Origin of the sequence: Dyadobacter diqingensis (assembly GCF_024220585.1) — a bacterium.
In the GTDB taxonomy this organism is placed as follows: domain Bacteria; phylum Bacteroidota; class Bacteroidia; order Cytophagales; family Spirosomataceae; genus Dyadobacter; species Dyadobacter diqingensis.
In genome coordinates, this window is the sequence record NZ_JAMXKF010000013.1 from 70,985 (window position 1) to 92,827 (window position 21,843).

The following is a 21,843-nucleotide window of genomic DNA, read 5'->3' on the forward strand; positions in this document are numbered from 1 at the left end:
AGCCAATAAAAATTATGGCCAAAAAGAAACAACCTGACGCTGCGAAGCCTGCAAACGAGAAACCTCGCGTGCACAAAGATCTGGACGGTTTCGATATCCAAATCAATTCATTTGGTGAGATCACGACCAGTTTCGATATGGATCGTATCAACCAGTTTTTGAATAAAAATGTGGATGATAAGAAACTTCGTGACCGGGAGGATATTCCGGGAAGGAAAACGAAAAAATCCAAGGCTAAGAAAACCGAGGAGGAGGAAGAAGAGGAATAGGGAAGTAATGGTTGTTTACGGCATACCTGCGTGATTTACTTACAACATATAAACTTTTAAAGCTAAATGATCTCACACGAAATTGATTACAAGATTATCGGCGACGATATCCAAATCGTGGAAATAGAACTCGATCCAAATGAAACCGTGATCGCCGAAGCCGGTGCGATGCTTTTTATGGAAGATGGTATTCAGTTTGAAACCAAGATGGGGGATGGATCTGAGGCCAATCAAAGTATTATGGGTAAGATTTTTCAGGCAGGAACCCGCGTTCTTACCGGTGAATCTCTTTTCATGACGCATTTTACGAACCGTGGTGTAGGCAAGAAAAAGGTTGCTTTCTCAGCGCCATATCCGGGAACGGTCATGCCGATTGATCTTTCTAAAATTTATGGTAATGAACTGATCGTGCAAAAAGACGGATTTTTGTGTGCAGCATTGGGCACAAGCATGAAGATTCACTTTAACCAGCGTTTTGGCTCGGGTCTTTTTGGTGGTGAAGGATTTATTCTTCAAAAACTCAAAGGCGATGGGATGGCTTTCGTTCACGCTGGCGGTGTGGTTATTGAGCGTCAGCTTAACAATGAAACACTTCGCGTGGATACGGGTTGTGTCGTTGCGTTTGAACAGTCGCTGAGTTTCGATATCCAACGTTCAGGTAGTCTGAAATCGATGGTTTTTGGTGGTGAAGGTATGTTTTTGGCAACGCTTCGCGGAACCGGACGTGTGTGGATACAATCCATGCCGATCTCTAAATTGATTCAGCGACTGGCTGTGGGCGGACCTAACTCACGAAAAGAAAGCGGTTCGGTCATCGGCGGTCTGGGAAGTTTGTTTGAAGGCCAGTAGGGTTGATCTAACATCACCACTGATATAAGCAAAAGAGCTGCTCTGATTTGATTCGGAGCAGCTCTTTTTACGTAACCGGCAGGAGCTGACTCCTACCGGTGTTTTTGATTTAAATATTAATAACCAGGGTTCTGAGGTTTCAGGTTCGGGTTATTAAGCATCTCCTGGATTCCAAGAGGGAATAACAAGTGTTTTTCTTTCAAAGCCACACCGGATCCTACGTTCAGGTTAAGGTGACCTACGAAATCATCAAATCCTTTTGTTTTTTCATTGAACACTTTGCGTAAGCGAACCATGTCAAACCAGGTGATTCCTTCATAGCAGAATTCGTACCAGCGTTCTCTCAATACCGCATCGCGGAATGAAGCCTGGGTAAATGTTCCCAAACCAGGTGTTGTCAAAGTAGATCTGTCACGTACCTTTTTGTAAGCATCGTAAGCAGCCTGCGTTGGTGCGCCTAATTCGTTCTGAGCTTCTGCAAAAATAAGTAACACCTCTGCGTAACGAATCAAAGGCACGTTCAGGTTATTGTTTTTAGTACCTGGCACGCCTTGTGAGCCATTTGCAGTCTGGTTGAAATGTTTGAAAACGTAAGGAGCGCCAAGTTGGAAAGGAGCACCATCTCCGTTTGTAAAGTAAGACGTGTAGAAATATCCTTCCTGATCTTTTGCACGCAAGTCACCTGTTTCATAAGAATCATAAAATGTGCGCGTTGGTACCGTGCTGCCCGTTCCACCTGGTCCTGAGAAAGTAACAGGTTTAAAGTTCGGATAGTAATCTCCCAGCGGGTTACCAGCTACTGCGATATTGTACTGGATCTGGAAGATATGCTCCATGCGGTTTTTCAGGTTTTCCTGATGCACTTGCTTGTATGTTGTAAACAGATTTACAAGCGTTGGATTGGCAGTCGCGTAAGTGATAACTTCCTGTGCTTTATCGGCAGCAAGCTTGTAATGCGTTGCTCCTTTTTTAAGCGGGAAACCAGCCATTGTCAGGTATACTTTTGACAACAAAGATTTCACTGCAATTTGGGTAGCGCGTCCGCTTGTTTCATTAAGAGGCAAACCGGCAGCTTCTGCTGCAAGCAAATCTTCAACAATCAGTTTGTAAACTTCTTCCTGAGATGTACGTGTTGGGCTGAAATCTTCTGAGGTTGCAGTCTGAGGTTTTGTTACCAAAGGAACATCACCCCAAAGTCTTACCGCATTAAAATAAGCCCACGCACGTAAGAAACGAGCTTCGCCGATAAGTTTTGTTTTCTGTGCATCCGTAGCCGGAGCAAGGAACGGGATGGTTGGGATTTTTTCCAAGGCAAGGTTTGCATTGGCGATCATTCTGTACAATCCGTTCCACCAGTTTACGATATGTGCCGTGTTTCCATCGTACGTCAATGAATACAGGTTATTCAAATCTGAATTCTGTCCTGTTTCCGTCGTAGCTGTTCCTGTAACAGCTTCCAGCATCTGCCAGTTAGCCGAGAAAATACCAGCTCCGTCACCATAGAAACGCATCCCTGCATAGATTGAAGCAACTGCCGCCTCTGCGTGATCAGGAATCGTGTAGAAACTTTCCGGCGTTAAGTTTGACGGATCGGATTCGTCAAGGAAGTCAGAGCAACTCGTAGGGCCAAGCAAAATGGATCCACAAAGAAGTATCTTGGCTACATTTTTTAAATTATATAACTTCATAATCAATGTTGTTTTGATTTAATAAATTAATCCGCTTGTTAAAATGCAATCTGCAAACCAGCCATGTAAGTAGTTGGTTTTGGATAGCCATGCCAGATCATACCTTGTGAAAACACGTTACTGTTTTGGTCACCGTTTGTTGGAGTAACCTCAGGATCGCCGTGTGGGTATTTTGTCAGCAAGAAGAAGTTCTGAGCAGAAAGATAAAGTCTAAGTTTGCTAAGTTTCAATTTGCTAATCACATCTGATGGGAAATTGTAGCCCAAAAGAAGGTTTCTACCTCTTAGGAATGATCCGTCAAAAACCCAGTGCGAATCTACGTTTGTAACATAACCTGCTCTTGTTTCACGAATTTCAGCAACCGGTGTATTTTGGTTTGTTGGTGTCCAGGCGTTCAATACGGTTGTATAACTATTTGCGATAGAAACGCGGTCTTCACTTGGGTGAAGCGTCATATCCAATACATCGTTTCCGTAAGAGTAAGCAAGGTCAACAGTCAAATCAAAGCTTTTGAAACGAACTGTGTTCGAGAATGAACCCCATCCTTTTGGACTACCATTTCCGATAATGCTCCGGTCAGCATCTGTAATGGCGCCGTCTCCGTTAACATCTTTGTATTTGATATCACCAGGAAGCATGGTAAGGTTGTTACGATAGCTGGTAAATTTAGCAGCCTGATCTCTTTCCGCTTCGCTCCATGTACCCAAACGTGTCAATCCCCAGAAAGAACCTACCGGCTGTCCGATACGGATGATACCTGTCTGGTTTGTAAAGTTAGGACCACCTACTCCGAAGATATCCGATGGTGTTGCCAAAGAAAGCACTTTATTTCTGTTTAAAGAAATATTGAAGCTGGTTGTCCATGTGAAGTCATTTCTCTCAATGTTGGTTGTATTAAGAGTGAATTCAAACCCTTTGTTTTGCATAGAACCAATGTTCTTTCTGATTACAGCGTAACCACTGGTACGAGGTACTGGTGCATCCAAAAGCATGTCGGTTGTTTTTCTGTAATAATAATCTGCTTCAACAGAAATTCTGCCTTTCAGGAAGCTGATTTCAACACCTGCATCGGTTTGGGCTGTTTTTTCCCATTTCAAATCAGGGTTAGCCAATCTGTTGATACCCGTTCCACTCACCTTTGCATCGTTGTAAACAGTAGCATAAGTAGAGCTTAGCAGCGAAAGAGAAGAATATGGCGGGATTTCCGAGTTACCTGTCAAACCATAACTGGTACGGATTTTCAGGTTAGAAATGATCGGATTCGCTTTCAGGAATTCTTCGTCAGATACTTTCCAAGCCAAGGCAGCTGATGGGAAGAATGCAAACTTGTGGTTTTTCCCGAATTTAGAAGAACCATCCGCACGTCCTGTTACGGTAAACAGGTATTTTTCTTTCAATGTATAGTTAACACGACCGAAGTACGAGTTAAATGCAAAACGTGATGCGCCAGATCCAACACCTGGTAAAGTTGCGCCAGCACCAAGGTTTTCATAACTGAAATAATCCGTTGCAAAATTACGAACACTTGCACCTGAAGTGTTTACGTTCGTTTCCTGCCATGAAATACCGGCAAGTGCGTTAATTGCATGGATACCGTTAAACGTTTTGTTGTAAGTCAGGTAGTTTTCCCATGACCAGAAAGTTTCTTTTCTGTTATCCTTGCTTGCAGTACCTGATTCTGAAATAGCCAGTGTACGTGTCTGCGACTGATTAACTTCCTGGTTAACGATGTTGATACCCAGAATAGAACGCAATTCAAGTCCTTTTGCAAGTGTAAGGTTACCGTACAAACTTCCAAGTGTAGTTTGTGTGTTAACGTTGTATCTGCGACCGTTCAATCTGTGAATTGAGCTAAAAGAACCTTCAGCCTGATCGTAGTCACGGTTGTTAGCGAATTTTCCGTCAGGGTATTTAACAGGCAGGAAAGGGAAATCCTCTACCATCTGGCGTGCCACAGCATCGTTGATATCTACGATGTTTTCAGCCTGGTTGTTGTAGCTAAGTGTTGCACCAACTTTTAGCCAGCTTTTCACCTGATCGTCTATGCTGAAACGTGTTGCATAACGTTTCAGGAATGATTTCTGGATCAAACCTAAATCGTCACGATAATTAAGAGAAAGCGAGTAGGTTGTTTTATTATTACCACCGCTGAAACCTAACTGATGGTTTTGAGAGATTTTGTTTTGAGTTGCCTCTTTAAACCAGTCTGTGTCATACATCGGGTTTAAGTTTGCATCAAAAACATCCGGATGCTCATTTCTTAGTTTTGTTCTGCGGGTTACAGGGTTAAGGTTGGTGTATTTACCAGCAGCCCATCCGGCAGGATCGTATTTTGCAATGTTCTTATAGGCAAGATCTTCAACAGCAAGATATTCTTTCGCGTTTAAAACGTGAGGTCTTTTTGGACCAATCGTAGGAATACTGATATCTACGTTATAGGTCACGATGCCTTCTCCTGATCTTCCTTTTTTCGTTGTAACCAAAATTACACCGTTAGCACCTCTTGCTCCATAAATTGCAGTTGACGATGCATCTTTCAAAACTTCAACCGATACGATATCGTTTGGGTTGATGTAGTCAATTGCAGAGCTGTACTGGTTTTGTGTTCCTTGTGGTAGCATAACTCCGTCAACAACATACAATGGGTTGTTTGAAGAGTTGATAGAACTGAAACCACGGATACGTACATTACTTCTACCACCCGGACGACCTGAGTTCACGTTTACCTGAACCCCTGATACTTTTCCTGATAATGCCTGGTTAAGCGATGGAGAAGGGCGTTCTTTCAATTGCTCTTCTTTTACAGAACCAACTGAACCTGTTAAATCTGATTTCTTGGCAGTACCGTAACCGATAACAACCACTTCGCTCAATGCTTTTGTATCAGATTCGATGGAAATATCAAGTACTGAACGGTTTCCTACCGCCATTTCCTGACTAACGTATCCCACAAAGCTGAATACAAGAACAGCTCCGCTTTCAGGTACAGACAGGGTGTAGTTACCGCTTCCGTCAGTTGTAGTACCAGTGCTTGTTCCTTTCACAACCACGTTTACACCAGGAAGGCCTTCACCTTTTTCCTTGTCTGTAACTTTTCCTTTTACGGTTCTGTCAGCATTTCTGGCTGCCAGCGCATTAATGTTTATCTTTTCTGCCAAAATTGTGTTCATACCAACTTTGTTGCCCTGATATAACACAACCTGGTTTTCCATCACTTTGTACAGAATGCCGTGCGGCGCAAGCATTTCGTCCAAAACTTCTGACAACGCTTTTGCTTTGGCATTAATAGTCACTTTCATTTCGTTCTTTACCACTTTGCTGCTGAAAATGAAACGCACTTTTGTGGTTGTTTCCAGTTGCAACAATGCACTTCTCAACGTTGCGTCTTTAAGTGCAAGTTCTGTTTTCTGACTTAACAGATTTTGTTCAAGGCTGTCCTTGGCGTAGGTTCCAAAGGAACACAATAACGCTAGAAGCATTAGTAAGGTTTTTTGCATCGTTCCGATCGGAGACGTGCTTTTTCTGGTATTGTTACTTTTCATACGGTTGGTTGCTTTAATTATGAAAATGTTGTTACTCAATCCAATGCACATTAATTAGTGGAGATGAGCCAGGGCGAAAACCTGCTTGTGGCAGGAGCAAATAGTACAGGTAGGGATTTTGGTCATACGTTAGATTTAGAGGTTAATAAAAGACGGTAATTAGTTATAGGGTAAGCTTTTTATTCACAGCCTGCTCCGGAAAGGCGGATGGTTCCATTGCTGATGGTATAGGTTGCACCAGTAGATTGGCACAAAAGATCCATGATGACGGGTAATCTCAGGTTGGTGAAATCTGCGCGGAGGAAGCAGTTTTGCATGGCTTCATTCTCGAATTCGACCTGAATGGCAAACATTTCTTCGAGTGTGCTCGTAACCTGCTTGACAGAGGCCCAGTCGAAATTGATTGTAACGGGTTCCCAAATCTGGAATGGAGCAGTTGAAGCGCGTTTGAATTCATTTAACTTTCCTGACAGACAATCAAACTCAACCTGTTGTTTTGCTTTGATAATCCGTTTCTCTTCCGGTCCGCTCACGGCAACAGTTCCACTGACAACTGATACTTCGAAGTGTTTGCTGCCTTTTTTTGCCTGAACGTTGAAGCTTGTTCCCAAAACTTCTGTCGTCATTTTTCCTGTGTGGATTATAAAAGGTTTGGCAGTATTTCTGGTAACGTCGAAAAAAGCTTCCCCGTCGAGGACTATTTCGCGGATCTTCTCGCCGTAGCTGATGGTGTAAGAAACCCGGGATCCCGGATTTAGCCATACTTTGCTGCTGTCGGGTAGCCGCCGGAGCAAAATCTGGTCTGTTTTATTTTCGAGATATTTTGTCGTGTTTTCGGCAAGTGGTGCTTGCTGAGGTTTTTCTGATAATGGGTTATTACGAAAGAAAAAAGAGATTCCGAGGCCCAGCATTACCGTTGCTGCCACGTACCAATGCCACTGGCGGAAGATATTGATGTTCCAGCTTCGCTTGCTTTCGCTTTCACTCAGTTTTATCTGGGACTTGATCTTTTCAAAAACTGAGCGCGAATAATTTCCCGTTTTTGTTTCGGGGAAAACCGTATCAAGATCTGGGGTATTCTCAAATGACTGGTACCATTTTTCAACTTCCTCACGCTCCTCCGGTGTGCAGGTGCCATTCAGATATTTATCCAATACGTCAGATGAAATAGAAGTTCTTTTCATAGATGAATTTGTTTTGGATAATAATAAATTGATTTAGTACAAAATATGGGCTTTTGTACAAGGACGTGCGAGAGGGGTCAACACCTTAGTTGAATTATAAAAAAAGATTAAATTTTTTTATTTGATAATATTGGGTCCGTTAAATCAGGTCAATATATTCCTCGAAGGCTGTCAGAAAAAAGGAAATACAGGAAATAGAATAATCGCGAAGCTGGTGACGGATCGTATTCCGTGCTTTTAAAAGATGACTTTCGATCGTCTTGGGCGAAACGTTGGTTTCATTGGCAATTTGCTGGATGGATAATCCGCTTTCGAATAACTCATAAACGTTCCGGCATTTCTCAGGCAGGTCAGATACGCTCTGCTCATAAGCAGTTTTCAGGTCGTTGTAAGCAATCTCTTCGTAAGTCGCATGGCCGGCTTCTTTTTCAGCATAGTCTGCCGGATATTCGGCCACCTTATTATTCTTGCGGAAAAACGAGATCACGGCATTGCGCAAAGACGTGTGAATGTACGCATCAAACGTTTTAGCAACTGTAATTTGATGTCTTTTTAGCCATATAGCCACAAAAAGCTCCTGCACTAATTCTTCCGATTGATCACGGTCACGAAGTCTTTTGTAGGCATCATTAAGAACCCTGTAAAAATACCGGCGGTACAGTTCTTCGAAGGCAAGGTGGTTATCCAGTTTAATTTCGGAGAACAATTCCTCGTCATTAAATTCCATAAACTGAATCCTATTTGTGCTCATAGATTTTACAGTTGTTAGTCAGGATAGGGCAACAAAACTTTAACACGCGGGCGTCCAAGTTTTATTCCGCATGGCAATATTATAATAAATAAATAGAATATTTAAATAGTATTTTAATTTTAAGATTAAAACGGCAATGCAAACGTTTGCAAAAAAAATCAGCCAGCCTTTTAGTAACCGTTATCTGATTTTGTTTTTGTAAGTAACTCAAAAACACATAGTAATCTCTTCTGTAACTTTGGATAAGATACCTGAATATTATATTATTGATATTCAAAAGGTAAGCTTTTTGGGAAAGAAAATTTTAATGAATTATACCGTATGTTTGTTATCGGCTACAAAATGCTGATACTGCTTTAAATGCTGTTTTTCATTCTGACTAAAAAAGGAGAAAAACGGTCGTATTTATTTTTACAGGTTTTGTAATTATTTTTTTGAATCAGCCGGTTTGGTATCAAAACAGATTGGTGCAGATCTAAAACTCAACTTATGATTTATCAACTTTAACCCTCATTTATGAAACGTGTTGTCGATTCTGTTACTCATGTTAAACGTAGGCTCTTCTTAAATTTTAAAAATTCCTGTTCGATATTTCTGCTGGCTGCAATTGTGCTGATTGCGGGAAAGAGTTACGGTCAGGGTTTCACGGACGTGACAGCTGACCGGTTTGAAAATTTGCCGGGTTTCACTTTCAACGCAACGGCCTGGGGTGATTATGACAACGATGGCCGGCTGGATCTGATGGTGACCGGAAGTACTGATTTGGGAACGAAAAGTATCCTTTACCGCAATACACCGGAAGGTTTTGTTGATCAGTCGACCTTATTCACCAATTTACCGAATGTACAATTTGGTTCGGTGGCCTGGGGAGATTATGATAATGATGGTCTGCTCGATCTGATGCTTACCGGAGCCGATGTTTCAGGGTTTGTAAGCAAGCTGTATCGGAACACACCCGGGGGCTTTGTTGATGAGTCGGCAATCTTGCCGGATTTGCCGGGATTGGCATTTGGCACGATCGACTGGGTAGATTATGATAACGACGGACGGCTGGATCTGATGCTGACAGGTTTTGGACTTCCTTTGCAGGTCAATAAATTATACCGCAATACCCCGACAGGTTTTGTAGATGAATTTAGTAAACTTCCAACTCTTACAGCATTGCAATATACCGCAACAGCCTGGGGTGATTTTGATAATGACGGTCGTCAGGACCTAATCATAACCGGTAACACAAATACGACAGGGCCTTTTAGCAAACTTTTTCAAAATGGCGATGCTGGATTTGTCGAAGTCACCAGTCTGTTACCCGGCCTTCCCGGACTTAATGTAGCATCGGTGGCCTGGGGAGATTATGATAATGACGGCAGGCTGGATCTTATTGCCACCGGGCAGAACGAGAATGCAGAAGGTTTTACGGCGCTTTATCACAATACAACTGCCGGTTTTGTTGATGTGACAAACGAATTAATCCCGAACGTAACCGGGCAGGCTTATACCAAAGCACTTTGGGGAGACTATAATAACGATGGTCGCAGCGATCTTTTACTGGTTGGATCGAGCACATCTGTGAGCACCTTATACGGTAACGAAATCACAGGTTTTGTTAGCAAACCGGAACTACCTTCCTATTTGGCAACATTAACCGATTTTATACCGTCCTGGGTTGACTTTGACAACGACGGGAAACTGGATTTATTTACGGCAGGTGGTTTAGGCAGTTTAGGGCAGGACAGCAAGCTTTACAATAATCAGAGTCTATTGGCAAATACTCCTCCTGACGCTCCGACTGGCTTATTCGCTACTGTGACTGATGTAAGTGCCAAATTAAACTGGCAACTGGCATTCGATACCCAGACGATATCAGGATTAAGCTATAACTTGTATGTAAGTGATACACCTGGCGGGCAGAATGTCGTCGGGCCGATGGCTGACCAGAGCAACGGCTTCAGAAAGATTGTCAAAGCGGGTGCAGAGCAAACCCTTGTAGCAGATTTGACAGGATTGACGCCCGACAAAACTTATTATTGGAGCGTACAGGCTATTGATCCGGGATTTTCAGGTTCTCCTTTTTCGACAGAACAGTCTTTCAAAACATTATCCACATTACCAGTAACATTGATCAGTTTTGCAGCTGAAAATACGGAAAACCTGGTCGCGCTGAAATGGAAAACAACTTCTGAGATCAATAGCAGTTTTTTTGAAATACAGCGCAGTCAGAATGCCAAAGACTGGACTAAAATCGGGCAGATCGCAGCCTCGGGTGAAAGCAGCAGCGTTCGTGACTATTCTTTTCAGGATGAAAAACCGCTTTCAGGCAACAATTATTACCGCCTGAAAATGATTGATAAGGATCAGACCTATGCTTTCAGCGGGATTCGTAATGTGCGGTTTGCCGGCAATTCGGATATATCTTTTTATCCTAATCCGGTAATGGGGCAACTGACGATCAAAACCAAAGGCGGAGAACAAATCAAAAATATTCAGATTGTAAATGCCAATGGTCAGAATGTATATTATTCTGAATTGAAGTCTGACGATCCGATTTTGGTGAACAAATTTCAAAACGGACTTTACGCCGTGAAAGTAACCAAAGCGGACGGAGAGATAATAACGCACAAAATTGTGGTCAATAACTAGTAAACAAAAAACGGGTGCTCATTACTGAACACCCGTTTTTTGTTCCTTTTAAAGTTTATACCGGAAAATCATCCGGAGATTTCTTAGTCAAGGTCAATTACTCTTCCGCCGCTGCGAACAGATTCGTCACAGGCAAAAGCAATTTGTAAACTCGTTACAGCATCCTGAAGGTGATCGGTAAGATCGATATCCTCTTTAACCGCTTTCAGGAAATAGGCCTGCTCGCGGTTGCAAAGTTCCTGATGGTCTGGCTCATCTTCCAGGTTAATCCATGAATCTTCCTGAACAAACTCGTCGTTTTCATTCAAAGCCGCATGGTGCACACGAATTGATTCTGTTTTGGTATGTGCTTCCACAGAAGACGATTTTCCGGCTCCACCAGCATCTTTCGCAACAATGGAAACGGAGCCTTTCGGTCCGATCACATCTTTTACAAAAAATGCAGTTTCACTGATCATCGGTCCCCAGCCAGCTTCGTACCAGCCCACAGACCCATCTTCAAACCAGATCTGAAGCTGTCCGTAGTTATAGTTATCAGCCGGGATAGCGTCGGTCAGGCGCGCACCAATCGCATTAACACGGATTGGTTTCGAACGCGTCATCTGGCACATGACATCAATATAATGTACGCCGCAGTCCACAATCGGGCTAAGGCTTTTCATGAGGTTACGGTGAACCGTCCACATGTAGCCGTGGCTTTGCTGGTTCAGGTTCATACGCATCACGAGAGGTTTTCCGATATTTTGCGCTTCCTGCACAAAACGTTCCCACGATGGATGATGGCGAAGAATATAACCCACTACCACTTTTTTGCCAGCCTCTTTGGCAGCAGCCACAACTCGTCTGGCACCCTCAACCGAAGCCGCCAATGGTTTTTCTATGAATACATGGGCGCCCTGCTGCAAAGCCTGAATGGCAAATGTTTCGTGCGTATCCGGATAAGTGGAAATGCAGACAGCATCAGGTTTTGTTTCTTTCAATGCAGTTTCGTAATCACTGAAAAGTGCATAACCGCCACCAAGTTTTTCATTTAAAACTTCTTTACTTTTTCCTGTTGAGACGATACCGCAAATTTCGAAACCGTCGGATAACTGGTAAGCAATTGCATGGGATGCACCCATATTACCACAGCCGACAACAAGGACGCGCAATGGATTTTCATTAACTGAAGCAGACATACGAAATGTTAATGTTTAATGGAATTGGGTTGATTAGGAATATGAACGCCAAAATTAGCGATTTAAATCCGTTTAGGGAAAAAATGCTGATTCAGACAAGTGAGTGTGTTTTGTTGGGTTTGTGAATAAAGTATAGAAAAATTAGACTAAACGTTTTTTTAAATGAACTAAAGGTTGCATACTGCATCAAAATTACTCCCTCTTTCAGATGTTTTATTATAGTAAGAAGTTGATTTTTCCCATTACCATGGGAGCTAAGGTGCTCTTATGCATTTTTCTAGTACAAAACTTTTTTTTTAGCGGTACCAGGGTCCACGCTCAGAAAGCTGCTGCGACTGGCCGGGTCGATTTTAAGCCCAAACTTGGTGTCGTTGAACGTGCTGCACTGGATATGACGGCTGACTCGGGCGATAGTACTGCCGAGGCGGTCTCGCTTTATGATTACGGCGAAGTACATTTCAGTTATTCGGAACGTGTTGGTCTTGTAATGACCATGAAATACTGGACCCGGATAAAAATCCTTAAAGAATCGGCACTGAGCCGTGCCTCTGTTTCCATTCCATGTGGTGACGGCGGCAGTTATGATGTTGAGGAATCCATCACCGACATTTCAGGATATACCTACAATCTGGTTGGCAACAATATCGAGACGATTCAGCTGCCTAGAAAATCGGTAGTCAGAGAAAAGGTTTCTGATAAAGTCTGGAACTACAAATTTAATCTTCAGAACGTCAGGAAAGGCTCCATCATCGAGTATTGTTACACCAAAACAACGCCGCTTAAATATCAGGACAAACCGGATGCCTGGAGTTTTCAGGGAAGTATTCCTTTTAAGTGGAGCGAGTATAAAATCACGATTCCTTATTCGCTGTACTACAAAATTACGATGAATGGTTATGTGCCGCTTTACATCACCGATAAGGAAGAAGTGGCGGTAAGTATGGGACTGTCTAAACTGGATGGCCATGGAATGTCGTATCGTTTTGTGATGAAGGATGCGCCCGCGTTCTCCCGTGAATCGTTTATAACAACACCTTCGGATTATCTGTCGAAGATCAGTTTCGAGTTATCGAGCGTGCGCATACCCGGAGAAATTGTCCAAACTTATTCTCACAAATGGGAAGATGTCGATAAAACTCTTTTGATGAGTTCTGGTTTTGGCGGACAGTTAAAAAGATATTCTTTTATAAAAGAGATCAAGGAAGAAATCAGCAGGAAGACTTCTGATCCTGCCGAAAAACTGGAAATGGCTTATGCTTATATCCAGCAAAACATAAAATGGGACGAAAATGGAGGTGTGGTATCAAAGGACGGTGTAAAAAAGGCTTTTGAAAATAAAAAAGGAAATGCAAGCGATATAAATCTGATGCTGACCTGTCTGCTGAGAGAGCTTGACCTGGACTGCGATCCGGTGGCGTTAAGCACACGTTCTCATGGCCAGATTAATGAGGCTATACCTTTGCTGGAAGGTTTTAACTATGTTGTTTGCCAAGCGAAAATCGGAGAGAAGGCATATTTGCTGGATGCGACGCAGCGGTATGGCTATCCGGGAATATTGCCAGAGCATGCACTGAATGGAATAGGCCGTGTTGTACCCGACAAAGGAAATGGATATTTCGTGGACCTGAGCACAAAAACGACGCTTTCAAGACTGGAAATGATCGATGCAGAGCTGTCGCCCGCAGATGGTACACTGAAAGGTAGCTACATGATTTCTTTGGCGGGGTATGAGGCGCTGAGATGGCGTGAGAAATACCTTTCAGAAGCTGAAAATGCCTATCCGGATCAATTGAAAAAGCAATTTTCGGAGTGGGAAATTAACGGTGTGAAGATTGTGAACAAAAAGGAAAAATTACGCGAGGCTGTTGAAGTGCATTGTGCGTTCGAAGTTGACAACGAAAGTTCTTCTCCTGATATTCTTTACTTCAACCCCTTGCTGGTGGGAAGAGTAGGTGAAAATCCTTTTAAAGCCATCACCCGCATTTATCCGATTGATTTTACAAGCGGGTATTCAACATCCTTTATCGGAAATTATAAACTACCTGAGGGTTATTATCTGGAAGAAGTGCCTAAAATTGAAATTATTACCTTACCGGAAAAAGCCGGGAAATTTACCTATCAGGTAAAACAGGTTGACAATGAAATTAAAGTCAACAGTATGATCATGGTCAACAGAGCAAAATTTGCTGCCGAAGAGTATGATATTCTTCGTGAATTTTATGACCGGATTGTGCAGAAACATACGCAGACACTGGTGATTAAGAAAAAGAAATAATCGAATTAATTATGATCAGTAGTGTTTTAAAACGGTTGGTTTGTCCGTTTTTGTTATTTTCCATTTTTGCCAGTCAGGTACGCGCGCAAAATGATTTCAGTTTTGGCAGGATTAACCCTGTGCTTTTAACAGACGCCAATGTGGTGATCAGGGTTGATGAGGATTATTTTGAAATCCTTTCGAAAAGTGAAGCCAAGTCGCATCACCATTTTGTGGTTACGATCCTTAATGAAAAAGGGGAGGACGAGCACAATGAAATGTATGTGGGTTATGACAAATTCACGAAAATAACCGATATGTCCGGTGCGATTTATGACGCTTCAGGCAAGCAGGTGAAAAAGTTGAAAGGATCGGATATTCAGGATTTCGGGTATGGTGCGGCTGGTGACGATATTTCTGATGCACGGATCAAGATCGCAAATTTTGGCAAGAAAAGTTACGCATATCCGTACACCATCGAGTTCAGTTATGATATCCGCGACCGGAATATGATGTTTTACCCGAAATGGAAACCCCGGGCGAAGGAAAATGCCTCCGTTGAGTACTCCTCGTACAAAATCAAGACGCCGGTCGGTTTTACTTTTAGATACAAAGAATACAACGGAGTGCCAACAGTTGTGAAGTCGGCTGATACGGATGGCTCACCGATATACCAGTGGACGCTTAAAAACCAACCTGTTGTTTCAGCTGTGTCTTACCCGTTGCCGGATAATGAATTTTTACCCATGGTTCTGACGGCTCCTTCCGATTTTGAGATTCAGGAATATACCGGGAATTTTAACCGGTGGGAAGATTTGAGTAAGTTTTATTACACCCTGAACAAGGACCGCGATGCTTTACCGGCCGCCACGATTGCCGAGATCAAATCAATTATCAAGGACGCGAAGTCAGATCGTGAAAAAGTATTATTGCTCTATAAATGGATGCAGTCAAGAAGCCGTTATGTGAGTATTCAGCTTGGTATTGGCGGATGGCAGACCATTGACGCAACCACCGTAGCGAATAAAGGTTATGGCGATTGCAAAGCACTCACCAATTTTATGATCGCGTCTCTGAAACAGGCGGGGATAACAGCTCATGCAGCATTGATCAGGGCCGGGGACGAACCTGAAATGAATCTTGACTTTCCGAGCAGTCAGTTCAACCACGTGATAGCTTGTGTGGTGCTTCAAAAAGATACCATGTGGCTTGAATGCACAAGTCAGACGACTGCGGCCAATTTTATGGGCTCTTTCACCGGTAATCGGCAAGCGTTACTTGTTATGCCGGAAGGTGGAAAATTGGTAAAAACCCATTATTATGATTCGCCTCAGAATATCCGGAATCGTAACATTAAAGTGAAAATGGAGGCCAGTGGAAATGGGTATTTGCAGGTCAAAACGGTTTATGGAGGCTTGCAGCAGGAAACCCGCGAAAACCTTTTGCATAACTACAACCATGAGGAACAGCGGAAATGGCTGTTGAGCCATCTTGAATTGCCGGATATGGAACTGGAAAAGTTTGAATATGAAAAAGGGAAAGATAATGTCCCGGTAATTTCGGAAAAGATTGATTTGAAGGTTCGTAACTGTGCAACACGAACAGGTACCAGACTGTTTGTTAAGCCGAATTTATTGACCCGATCGATTGAGCTTCCCACCAACACAGAGGAAAGAAAAGAGGATTTTTATTTACCGCTTACAAATTTTAACCTGACAGATTCCGACAGTGTAACTTTTGACATTCCCAAGGAAATGAAGCAGGAATCATCTCTTCCGTCCTTTCAGGTGGAATCCGTTTTTGGTTCTTACAGTGTAAAAACGGTTTACGAAAACAACACCCTTTTTTACACCCGAAAATTATCAATGAAAGGCGGTCGCTTCCCCGCAGCCGACTATCCGAAATGGATCGATTTTGTCAAAAAGATCAGAAAGGCTGACCGTGCGCAGGTTGTTTTTGTTGAAAACAAAATGTAGACCGCTGTTGTGATAAGAATCCGGATTTAACCGGAATCATTTATTGTATTTGGTTAAAAAAAACGAATATATATTTACCGAAAAGAGCTTTTGCAGTTGATTCATTGTTTTCGGATGGTGGGTCAGCTGCATTTATGTTAAAATCTGTTTATTATTGATTAATACCTGAAATGTTTCGGGGGAATTCAGCATTTACCTTTGTTGAAAATCAGATTCATTTATTTTATCAATACATATATTATGGACAAGGCATCATGGCAGGGTATATTTCCTGCGCTCGTAACACCATTTACTGCGGACGATACAATCGACTTTGATCTTTTTGAAAAGAACCTGCTGGCTCAGGTGGAAGCCGGGATCACAGGGGTTATTGTAGCAGGTTCACTTGGCGAAGCAAGTACTTTGACAAGAGCTGAGAAAAATGAACTGGTAAAATTCGCAAGAAAAACATTGGATAAAAGTCTTCCTGTTGTTTTGTGTATTGCCGAGCAATCTACTGCGGAAGCGGTTAGCATCGCAAAAGAGGCCGAGTCGATCGGTGCGGACGGATTGATGGTATTACCTCCGATGCGTTACAAAGCTGACGACAACGAAACGGTTGTTTATTTTTCAACGATCGCCAAGAATACCTCGTTGCCGCTGATGATTTATAACAATCCGGTTGATTATAAAATTGAAGTAACGCTTGACATGTTCGAGCAATTGTCGGCATATCCGAACATTCAGGCGATCAAGGAATCGACACGGGATGTCAGCAATGTGACACGTATTTTCAACCGCTTTGGAGATCGCTTCAAGGTTTTCTGCGGAGTAGATACGTTGATCATGGAAGAGGTTATGCTGGGTGCTGACGGTGTAGTTGGCGGCTTGGTGGATGCTTTCCCGAAAGAAACGGTTGCTATTTTTAACCTGGTTAATGCAGGACGTTATCAGGAAGCACTGGCTATTTACAGGTGGTATCTGCCGCTTCTGGAACTGGATATTCATCCGAAACTGGTCCAGAACATTAAACTTGCCGCCACGCTGATGGGCATCGGGTCGGAGTTTGTAAGAGCGCCACGTTTGCTACTGGAAGGTGCAGAAAGAGAAAGCGTTTTGGCCGTTATCAACAAAGCAATCGAAACACAGCCTGTTTTGCCTGATTATTTGAATCTTATCGTTGATTCGTCGGTTGCATAACCCGTTGAATCACTACAGATAAAACCTGTTCATGAGTAACAGGCCAAAAGTGAATTTCTGACTCCATCAAAGTATCCCTTTCTGGGAGATATTGGTGGAGTCGAACGTGAAATTTAACGTTGTGATTTTCTGTAAACAGAAGGCTGGGAACGGCCTTAATGAAATTTAGAATAAACAGACTGAAAAATAATTCTTTAATTGCTGATAGCTAACCACTAAAAGCTGCAAAATATGAATGTTTCAAAAGAAGAATTAGATAATCTGGTAGAGAAAGCACAGGAGGCTTTTTTGATCATTAAAAATTTACCGCTTGCCAGACGAATCGCTTTCATGCGAACCGTTGCTGACGAAATTGAGGCGCTTGGTCCGGAACTGATCGAAACGGGCCAGGCGGAATCTCATTTACCTGAAGCCCGTTTGATCGGGGAAAAAGGCAGAACGATTTTCCAATGGAGAAGTTATGCCGATGCTGTTGAGCGAGGCGATTCGCTGGATGCCAGCATTGATACAGCCAATGCAGAGCGCACTCCTCCCAAACCTGATTTGAGAAAAACATCCGTTCCCCTGGGGCCGGTTGCCGTTTTTGGGGCGAGCAATTTCCCTTTTGCATTTTCAACAGCCGGTGGTGACACGGCCAGTGCCATTGCTGCGGGTTGTCCGGTTATTGTAAAGGCACACGAAGGCCATCCGAAAACCTCGGGAATTATGGCGGACGCAATAAGTCGTGCCGTGGTGAAAAGCGGTATGCCAGAGGGCACCTTCGCACACGTATATAGTTCGGGTTATGAAACCGGACAGCAGCTTGTCAGTCATCCATTGGTGAAAGCGGTTGGTTTTACGGGCTCTTACCGCGGTGGAAAAGCGCTGGTTGATCTGGCCAATGAACGTGCAGAACCGATACCGGTATTTGCTGAAATGGGTAGTGTGAATCCGTTGTTCTTGTTGCCAAAAAAGCTGGTCAGCGCCCCTCAGGAACTGGCCAAACAATATGCAGGATCCCTGACCCTGGGTGTTGGACAGTTTTGTACTAATCCGGGATTGGTCATCGGTATTGCCGGCGATGAACTGAATAAGTTCATTGAAGCTTTAAAAGAAGAGATTGTTAAAATCGCTCCCGGCTCCATGCTGAATGAAAAAATTGCAGCAGGTTATGCGGAAAGCCGTGAAAAAGTAATCGGGCAGTCGGGCGTGGAAGTGTTGGCAGTTTCTGCGACGGAGGCTGGTCAGGGGCAGGGTTTGCCAACTGTTGCTTCGGTAGCAGGTGTCGAATTGCTTGTTAATCCGGCGTTATTGCATGAGGTATTCGGACCGTTTGCGTTGATCGTTCAATGCAAGGATGCGTCCGAAGTGCTGGCCGTGACTGAAAAACTGGAAGGACAGCTGACGATTTCACTTTTTGCAACAAACGAAGATCTCGCTGCGCACGAAGAAATCGTTTCACTGGTACAAACCAAATGTGGAAGGATATTATTTAACAATTTCCCGACTGGCGTTGAAGTTGCCAAATCCATGCATCATGGAGGCCCGTTCCCGTCATCCAGCAATGGAGCTTATACTTCTGTTGGTGCGGATGCTATCAAGCGTTTTGTAAGACCGCTGAGTTTTCAGAACTGGCCTGATGCGTTTTTACCAGATGAATTGAAAAATGCCAATCCGTTAAATATCTGGCGGACGGTGAATAACGAAAAAACGAAGGGGGCCGTCGGTGATCAGCTCTAGGCCATCGGTTCACGTGTTTTTCACCAGCATTTTAAAGTATTTAAAAATATTAAAGCCGGAGGCACCAAGCCGACAGCTGATTGCCGACGGCCGAAAGCCAATACTATATGCGTAAGACTTTTTTCTGTATAGATGCCCATACATGCGGCAACCCGGTCAGAGTGGTTGCCGGAGGCGGGCCGTTATTGCAAGGTAACAGTATGATGGAGCGCAGGCTTCATTTTTTAAAGGAATTTGACTGGATCAGAAAAGGGCTCATGTTCGAACCACGCGGACATGACATGATGAGCGGGAGTATCCTTTATCCACCCGTTGATCCGGAAAATGACATCGGCGTTTTGTACATCGAAACAAGCGGCTGCCTTCCGATGTGCGGACATGGAACGATTGGAACCGTAACCATTGCCATCGAAGAAGGGCTGGTTACACCGAAAATTCCCGGAAAACTGAGGCTGGAAACACCGGCAGGATTGGTGCTGGTCGAATATGTGCAGGAAGGCAAAAAGGTAAAATCGGTAAAACTGGTTAATATAAAATCATTTTTAGCTGCTGAAAAACTGACGGTTGAATGTCCTGACTTGGGAACCTTGACGGTGGATGTATCTTACGGTGGAAATTTCTATGCGATTGTGGATCCACAGGAAAACTTCAAAGGGCTGGAACATTACACCGCAGACCAGCTGATCAGTTGGAGCCGTGTTTGCCGGAAACGTATGAATGAGCAATACACTTTTGTTCATCCTGAAAACGAGCATATCAACGGATTAAGCCATTTCTTATGGGCCGGCGCTGTGTTAGATCCAACATCCACCGCCAGAAATGCCGTTTTTTATGGTGATAAGGCGATTGACCGTTCACCATGCGGAACAGGAACTTCGGCGCGGATGGCGCAATGGCATGCCCAAGGTAAGCTCAAAAAAGGCGATCAGTTTATTCACGAAAGTATCATCGGATCCAAGTTTATCGGCACGGTCGAAGACGAAGTTTCGATTGGCGATAAGCCGGCAATTATCCCGGGCATTGAAGGCTGGGCGATGGTGACAGGATATAACACCATCATCATCGATGACGAGGATCCGTATGCGTACGGCTTCCAGGTAATTTAGGAAGCTTTTTGGCTGTTAGTTGTTGGGTTTTAGCTTTCGTAATCATCCGATTCACTTTACAACAATAACTGTACAATTAATAATTAACAACCAACCATTAACAATTAAACCGGTAGCCAAAGCGTGATGCTAACGGCTATTAGCTAAACGCTATGGACAAACAAAAAGGAAAAGTTGTAATCATCGGTGGAGGTATTATGGGATTGGCCTCCGCCTATTATCTTTTGAAGAGCGGGTGGAAAGTGACGGTTTTGGATAAGGGTGATATGACAAACAACTGTTCTTACGGAAACGCCGGAATGATTGTTCCCAGTCACTTTATTCCCCTGGCGGCTCCGGGTATGATTTCGAAAGGAATCAAATGGATGTTCAACAGCCGCAGCCCGTTTTATGTAAAACCCTCACTGGATTTCTCGTTGATTTCCTGGGGTTTGAAATTCATGAAAAGTGCCACTGCCAGTCATGTGGAACACTCGGCCCCATACCTTCGCGACTATCATTTGTTCAGCCGGCAGCTGTACCAGGATCTGGCGCAAGATCCTGGTTTTGATTTTGGCCTGGAAACCAAAGGGATCCTGATGCTTTACAAAACGGAAAAAGCCGGAGAAGAAGAAATCCATGTGGGACGTGATGCGCAGAAATTGGGGCTGGATGTCGATATTCTTGATAAGGAACAAGTTCAGGCACTGGAACCGCATGCGAATCTTGATGTGATCGGAGCGGTACATTATCGTTGTGATGCACATTTATATCCTAATGCATTGATCCCGCAGCTGATCAGATATATCCAAAAAAATGGCGGTGAGATTAAAACCAATAGCGGCGTAACCGGTTTTGATATCCAGAACGGGGAGGTTAAGGCCGTTAAAACATCAACCGGTGATGTACAAGGCGATCTTGTGGTAATGACCGGGGGAACCTGGCTTCCTGAGCTTGCGAAGCTGGCCGGGCTGACCATTCCGGTGATGCCCGGAAAAGGTTATTCATTTATGGAGCCGAACGATACACATAAAATCATCCATCCTTCCCTGCTGATTGAGGCAAGGGTGGCCGTAACGCCAATGAACGGGCAGGTGCGCTTTGGCGGAACCATGGAGATTGCGCCGGTAAATGACAAAGTTAACATGAACCGTGTGGAGGGGATTGTAAATTCAATACCTGAATATTATTCTGATTTAAAAACTGCGCTGCCAAAAGTGAAGGATATCTGGTACGGGTTCAGGCCCTGCTCGCCGGATGGACTGCCTTATCTGGGTTACAGCCAAAAACTAAAAAACCTGATCGTGGCTGGTGGACATGGTATGATGGGCGTAAGTCTTGGGCCTGCCACAGGTAAAATTGTCGCGGAGCTGGCTGACCGAAGCAACACTTCGGTGGACATCTCGATTTATGATCCGCAGCGTTATAACTAACGGCAATAGGGTAACTCTAAAAGTGTGTTAATAACTCATTTGTCTTTTAGGGTTACTTATTGTACAATAGAAAGATACTTGCGGAAAGTTTCATGA

14 protein-coding genes are annotated in these 21,843 nt (G+C 43.6%); 9 read left to right on the forward strand and 5 right to left on the reverse strand.

Annotation, left to right across the window (positions count from 1 at the left end; all coding sequences use genetic code 11):
• Positions 1–14: 14 nt before the first annotated feature.
• Positions 15–269, forward strand: a complete 255-nt coding sequence (locus M1L62_RS26745; RefSeq protein WP_254562725.1) for a hypothetical protein — start codon at positions 15–17, stop codon at positions 267–269.
• A gap of 66 nt (positions 270–335) precedes the next feature.
• Positions 336–1,118 carry a TIGR00266 family protein gene (locus tag M1L62_RS26750; protein WP_254562726.1) on the forward strand — a complete coding sequence of 261 codons (783 nt, stop codon included), beginning with the start codon at positions 336–338 and terminating at the stop codon, positions 1,116–1,118.
• 116 nt (positions 1,119–1,234) lie between these two features.
• Here the strand turns inward: M1L62_RS26750 and M1L62_RS26755 are convergent, their stop codons facing one another.
• The 4 genes from M1L62_RS26755 to M1L62_RS26770 form a co-directional block, all read right to left on the reverse strand.
• Entirely contained in the window at positions 1,235–2,806 is a 1,572-nt protein-coding gene (locus M1L62_RS26755; protein ID WP_254562727.1) for a RagB/SusD family nutrient uptake outer membrane protein, read from the reverse strand.
• 38 nt (positions 2,807–2,844) lie between these two features.
• Positions 2,845–6,348 carry a TonB-dependent receptor gene (locus tag M1L62_RS26760; RefSeq protein WP_254562728.1) on the reverse strand — a complete coding sequence of 1,168 codons (3,504 nt, stop codon included), beginning with the start codon at positions 6,346–6,348 and terminating at the stop codon, positions 2,845–2,847.
• 179 nt (positions 6,349–6,527) lie between these two features.
• Complete coding sequence (locus M1L62_RS26765; RefSeq protein WP_254562729.1) at positions 6,528–7,532, reverse strand: FecR family protein; 1,005 nt, start codon at positions 7,530–7,532, stop codon at positions 6,528–6,530.
• A gap of 139 nt (positions 7,533–7,671) precedes the next feature.
• Positions 7,672–8,283 carry an RNA polymerase sigma factor gene (locus tag M1L62_RS26770; protein ID WP_254562730.1) on the reverse strand — a complete coding sequence of 204 codons (612 nt, stop codon included), beginning with the start codon at positions 8,281–8,283 and terminating at the stop codon, positions 7,672–7,674.
• A gap of 516 nt (positions 8,284–8,799) precedes the next feature.
• Here M1L62_RS26770 and M1L62_RS26775 point away from each other — a divergent pair.
• Entirely contained in the window at positions 8,800–10,923 is a 2,124-nt protein-coding gene (locus M1L62_RS26775) for an FG-GAP-like repeat-containing protein (protein ID WP_254562731.1), read from the forward strand.
• Positions 10,924–11,006: 83 nt separating this feature from the next.
• On the opposite strand, the gene M1L62_RS26780 is transcribed toward M1L62_RS26775, so the two are convergent.
• The gene (locus tag M1L62_RS26780; protein ID WP_254562732.1) at positions 11,007–12,101 is read right to left on the reverse strand and encodes a Gfo/Idh/MocA family protein; all 1,095 of its coding nucleotides are present in this window, start codon (positions 12,099–12,101) and stop codon (positions 11,007–11,009) included.
• Positions 12,102–12,309: 208 nt separating this feature from the next.
• On the opposite strand from M1L62_RS26780, the gene M1L62_RS26785 reads away from it, so the two are divergent.
• The 6 genes from M1L62_RS26785 (at position 12,310) to M1L62_RS26810 (ending at position 21,747) form a co-directional block, all read left to right on the forward strand.
• Positions 12,310–14,376, forward strand: a complete 2,067-nt coding sequence (locus M1L62_RS26785; RefSeq protein ID WP_254562733.1) for a transglutaminase family protein — start codon at positions 12,310–12,312, stop codon at positions 14,374–14,376.
• Positions 14,377–14,387: 11 nt separating this feature from the next.
• Complete coding sequence (locus M1L62_RS26790) at positions 14,388–16,331, forward strand: DUF3857 domain-containing protein (protein WP_254562734.1); 1,944 nt, start codon at positions 14,388–14,390, stop codon at positions 16,329–16,331.
• Between the two features lie 240 nt (positions 16,332–16,571).
• Positions 16,572–17,510 carry a dihydrodipicolinate synthase family protein gene (locus M1L62_RS26795; RefSeq protein ID WP_254562735.1) on the forward strand — a complete coding sequence of 313 codons (939 nt, stop codon included), beginning with the start codon at positions 16,572–16,574 and terminating at the stop codon, positions 17,508–17,510.
• A 231-nt stretch (positions 17,511–17,741) separates the two neighbouring features.
• On the forward strand, positions 17,742–19,229 hold the full coding sequence (locus M1L62_RS26800; RefSeq protein WP_254562736.1) for an aldehyde dehydrogenase (NADP(+)): 1,488 nt from the start codon (positions 17,742–17,744) through the stop codon (positions 19,227–19,229).
• 107 nt (positions 19,230–19,336) lie between these two features.
• The gene (locus M1L62_RS26805; RefSeq protein ID WP_254562737.1) at positions 19,337–20,335 is read left to right on the forward strand and encodes a 4-hydroxyproline epimerase; all 999 of its coding nucleotides are present in this window, start codon (positions 19,337–19,339) and stop codon (positions 20,333–20,335) included.
• 152 nt (positions 20,336–20,487) lie between these two features.
• Entirely contained in the window at positions 20,488–21,747 is a 1,260-nt protein-coding gene (locus M1L62_RS26810) for an NAD(P)/FAD-dependent oxidoreductase (protein ID WP_254562738.1), read from the forward strand.
• Positions 21,748–21,843: the final 96 nt, after the last annotated feature.

Excerpts from the sequence above, each read along its gene's own strand:
- M1L62_RS26765 (WP_254562729.1), bottom strand. The coding sequence starts at position 7,532 with ATGAAAAGAACTTCTATTTCATCTGACGTATTGGATAAATATCTGAAT.
- M1L62_RS26760 (WP_254562728.1), bottom strand. The coding sequence starts at position 6,348 with ATGAAAAGTAACAATACCAGAAAAAGCACGTCTCCGATCGGAACGATG.
- M1L62_RS26750 (WP_254562726.1), top strand. The coding sequence starts at position 336 with ATGATCTCACACGAAATTGATTACAAGATTATCGGCGACGATATCCAA.
- M1L62_RS26785 (WP_254562733.1), top strand. The coding sequence starts at position 12,310 with ATGTTTTATTATAGTAAGAAGTTGATTTTTCCCATTACCATGGGAGCT.
- M1L62_RS26810 (WP_254562738.1), top strand. The coding sequence starts at position 20,488 with ATGGACAAACAAAAAGGAAAAGTTGTAATCATCGGTGGAGGTATTATG.
- M1L62_RS26800 (WP_254562736.1), top strand. The coding sequence starts at position 17,742 with ATGAATGTTTCAAAAGAAGAATTAGATAATCTGGTAGAGAAAGCACAG.
- M1L62_RS26795 (WP_254562735.1), top strand. The coding sequence starts at position 16,572 with ATGGACAAGGCATCATGGCAGGGTATATTTCCTGCGCTCGTAACACCA.
- M1L62_RS26770 (WP_254562730.1), bottom strand. The coding sequence starts at position 8,283 with ATGAGCACAAATAGGATTCAGTTTATGGAATTTAATGACGAGGAATTG.
- M1L62_RS26805 (WP_254562737.1), top strand. The coding sequence starts at position 19,337 with ATGCGTAAGACTTTTTTCTGTATAGATGCCCATACATGCGGCAACCCG.
- M1L62_RS26780 (WP_254562732.1), bottom strand. The coding sequence starts at position 12,101 with ATGTCTGCTTCAGTTAATGAAAATCCATTGCGCGTCCTTGTTGTCGGC.
- M1L62_RS26755 (WP_254562727.1), bottom strand. The coding sequence starts at position 2,806 with ATGAAGTTATATAATTTAAAAAATGTAGCCAAGATACTTCTTTGTGGA.
- M1L62_RS26775 (WP_254562731.1), top strand. The coding sequence starts at position 8,800 with ATGAAACGTGTTGTCGATTCTGTTACTCATGTTAAACGTAGGCTCTTC.
- M1L62_RS26745 (WP_254562725.1), top strand. The coding sequence starts at position 15 with ATGGCCAAAAAGAAACAACCTGACGCTGCGAAGCCTGCAAACGAGAAA.
- M1L62_RS26790 (WP_254562734.1), top strand. The coding sequence starts at position 14,388 with ATGATCAGTAGTGTTTTAAAACGGTTGGTTTGTCCGTTTTTGTTATTT.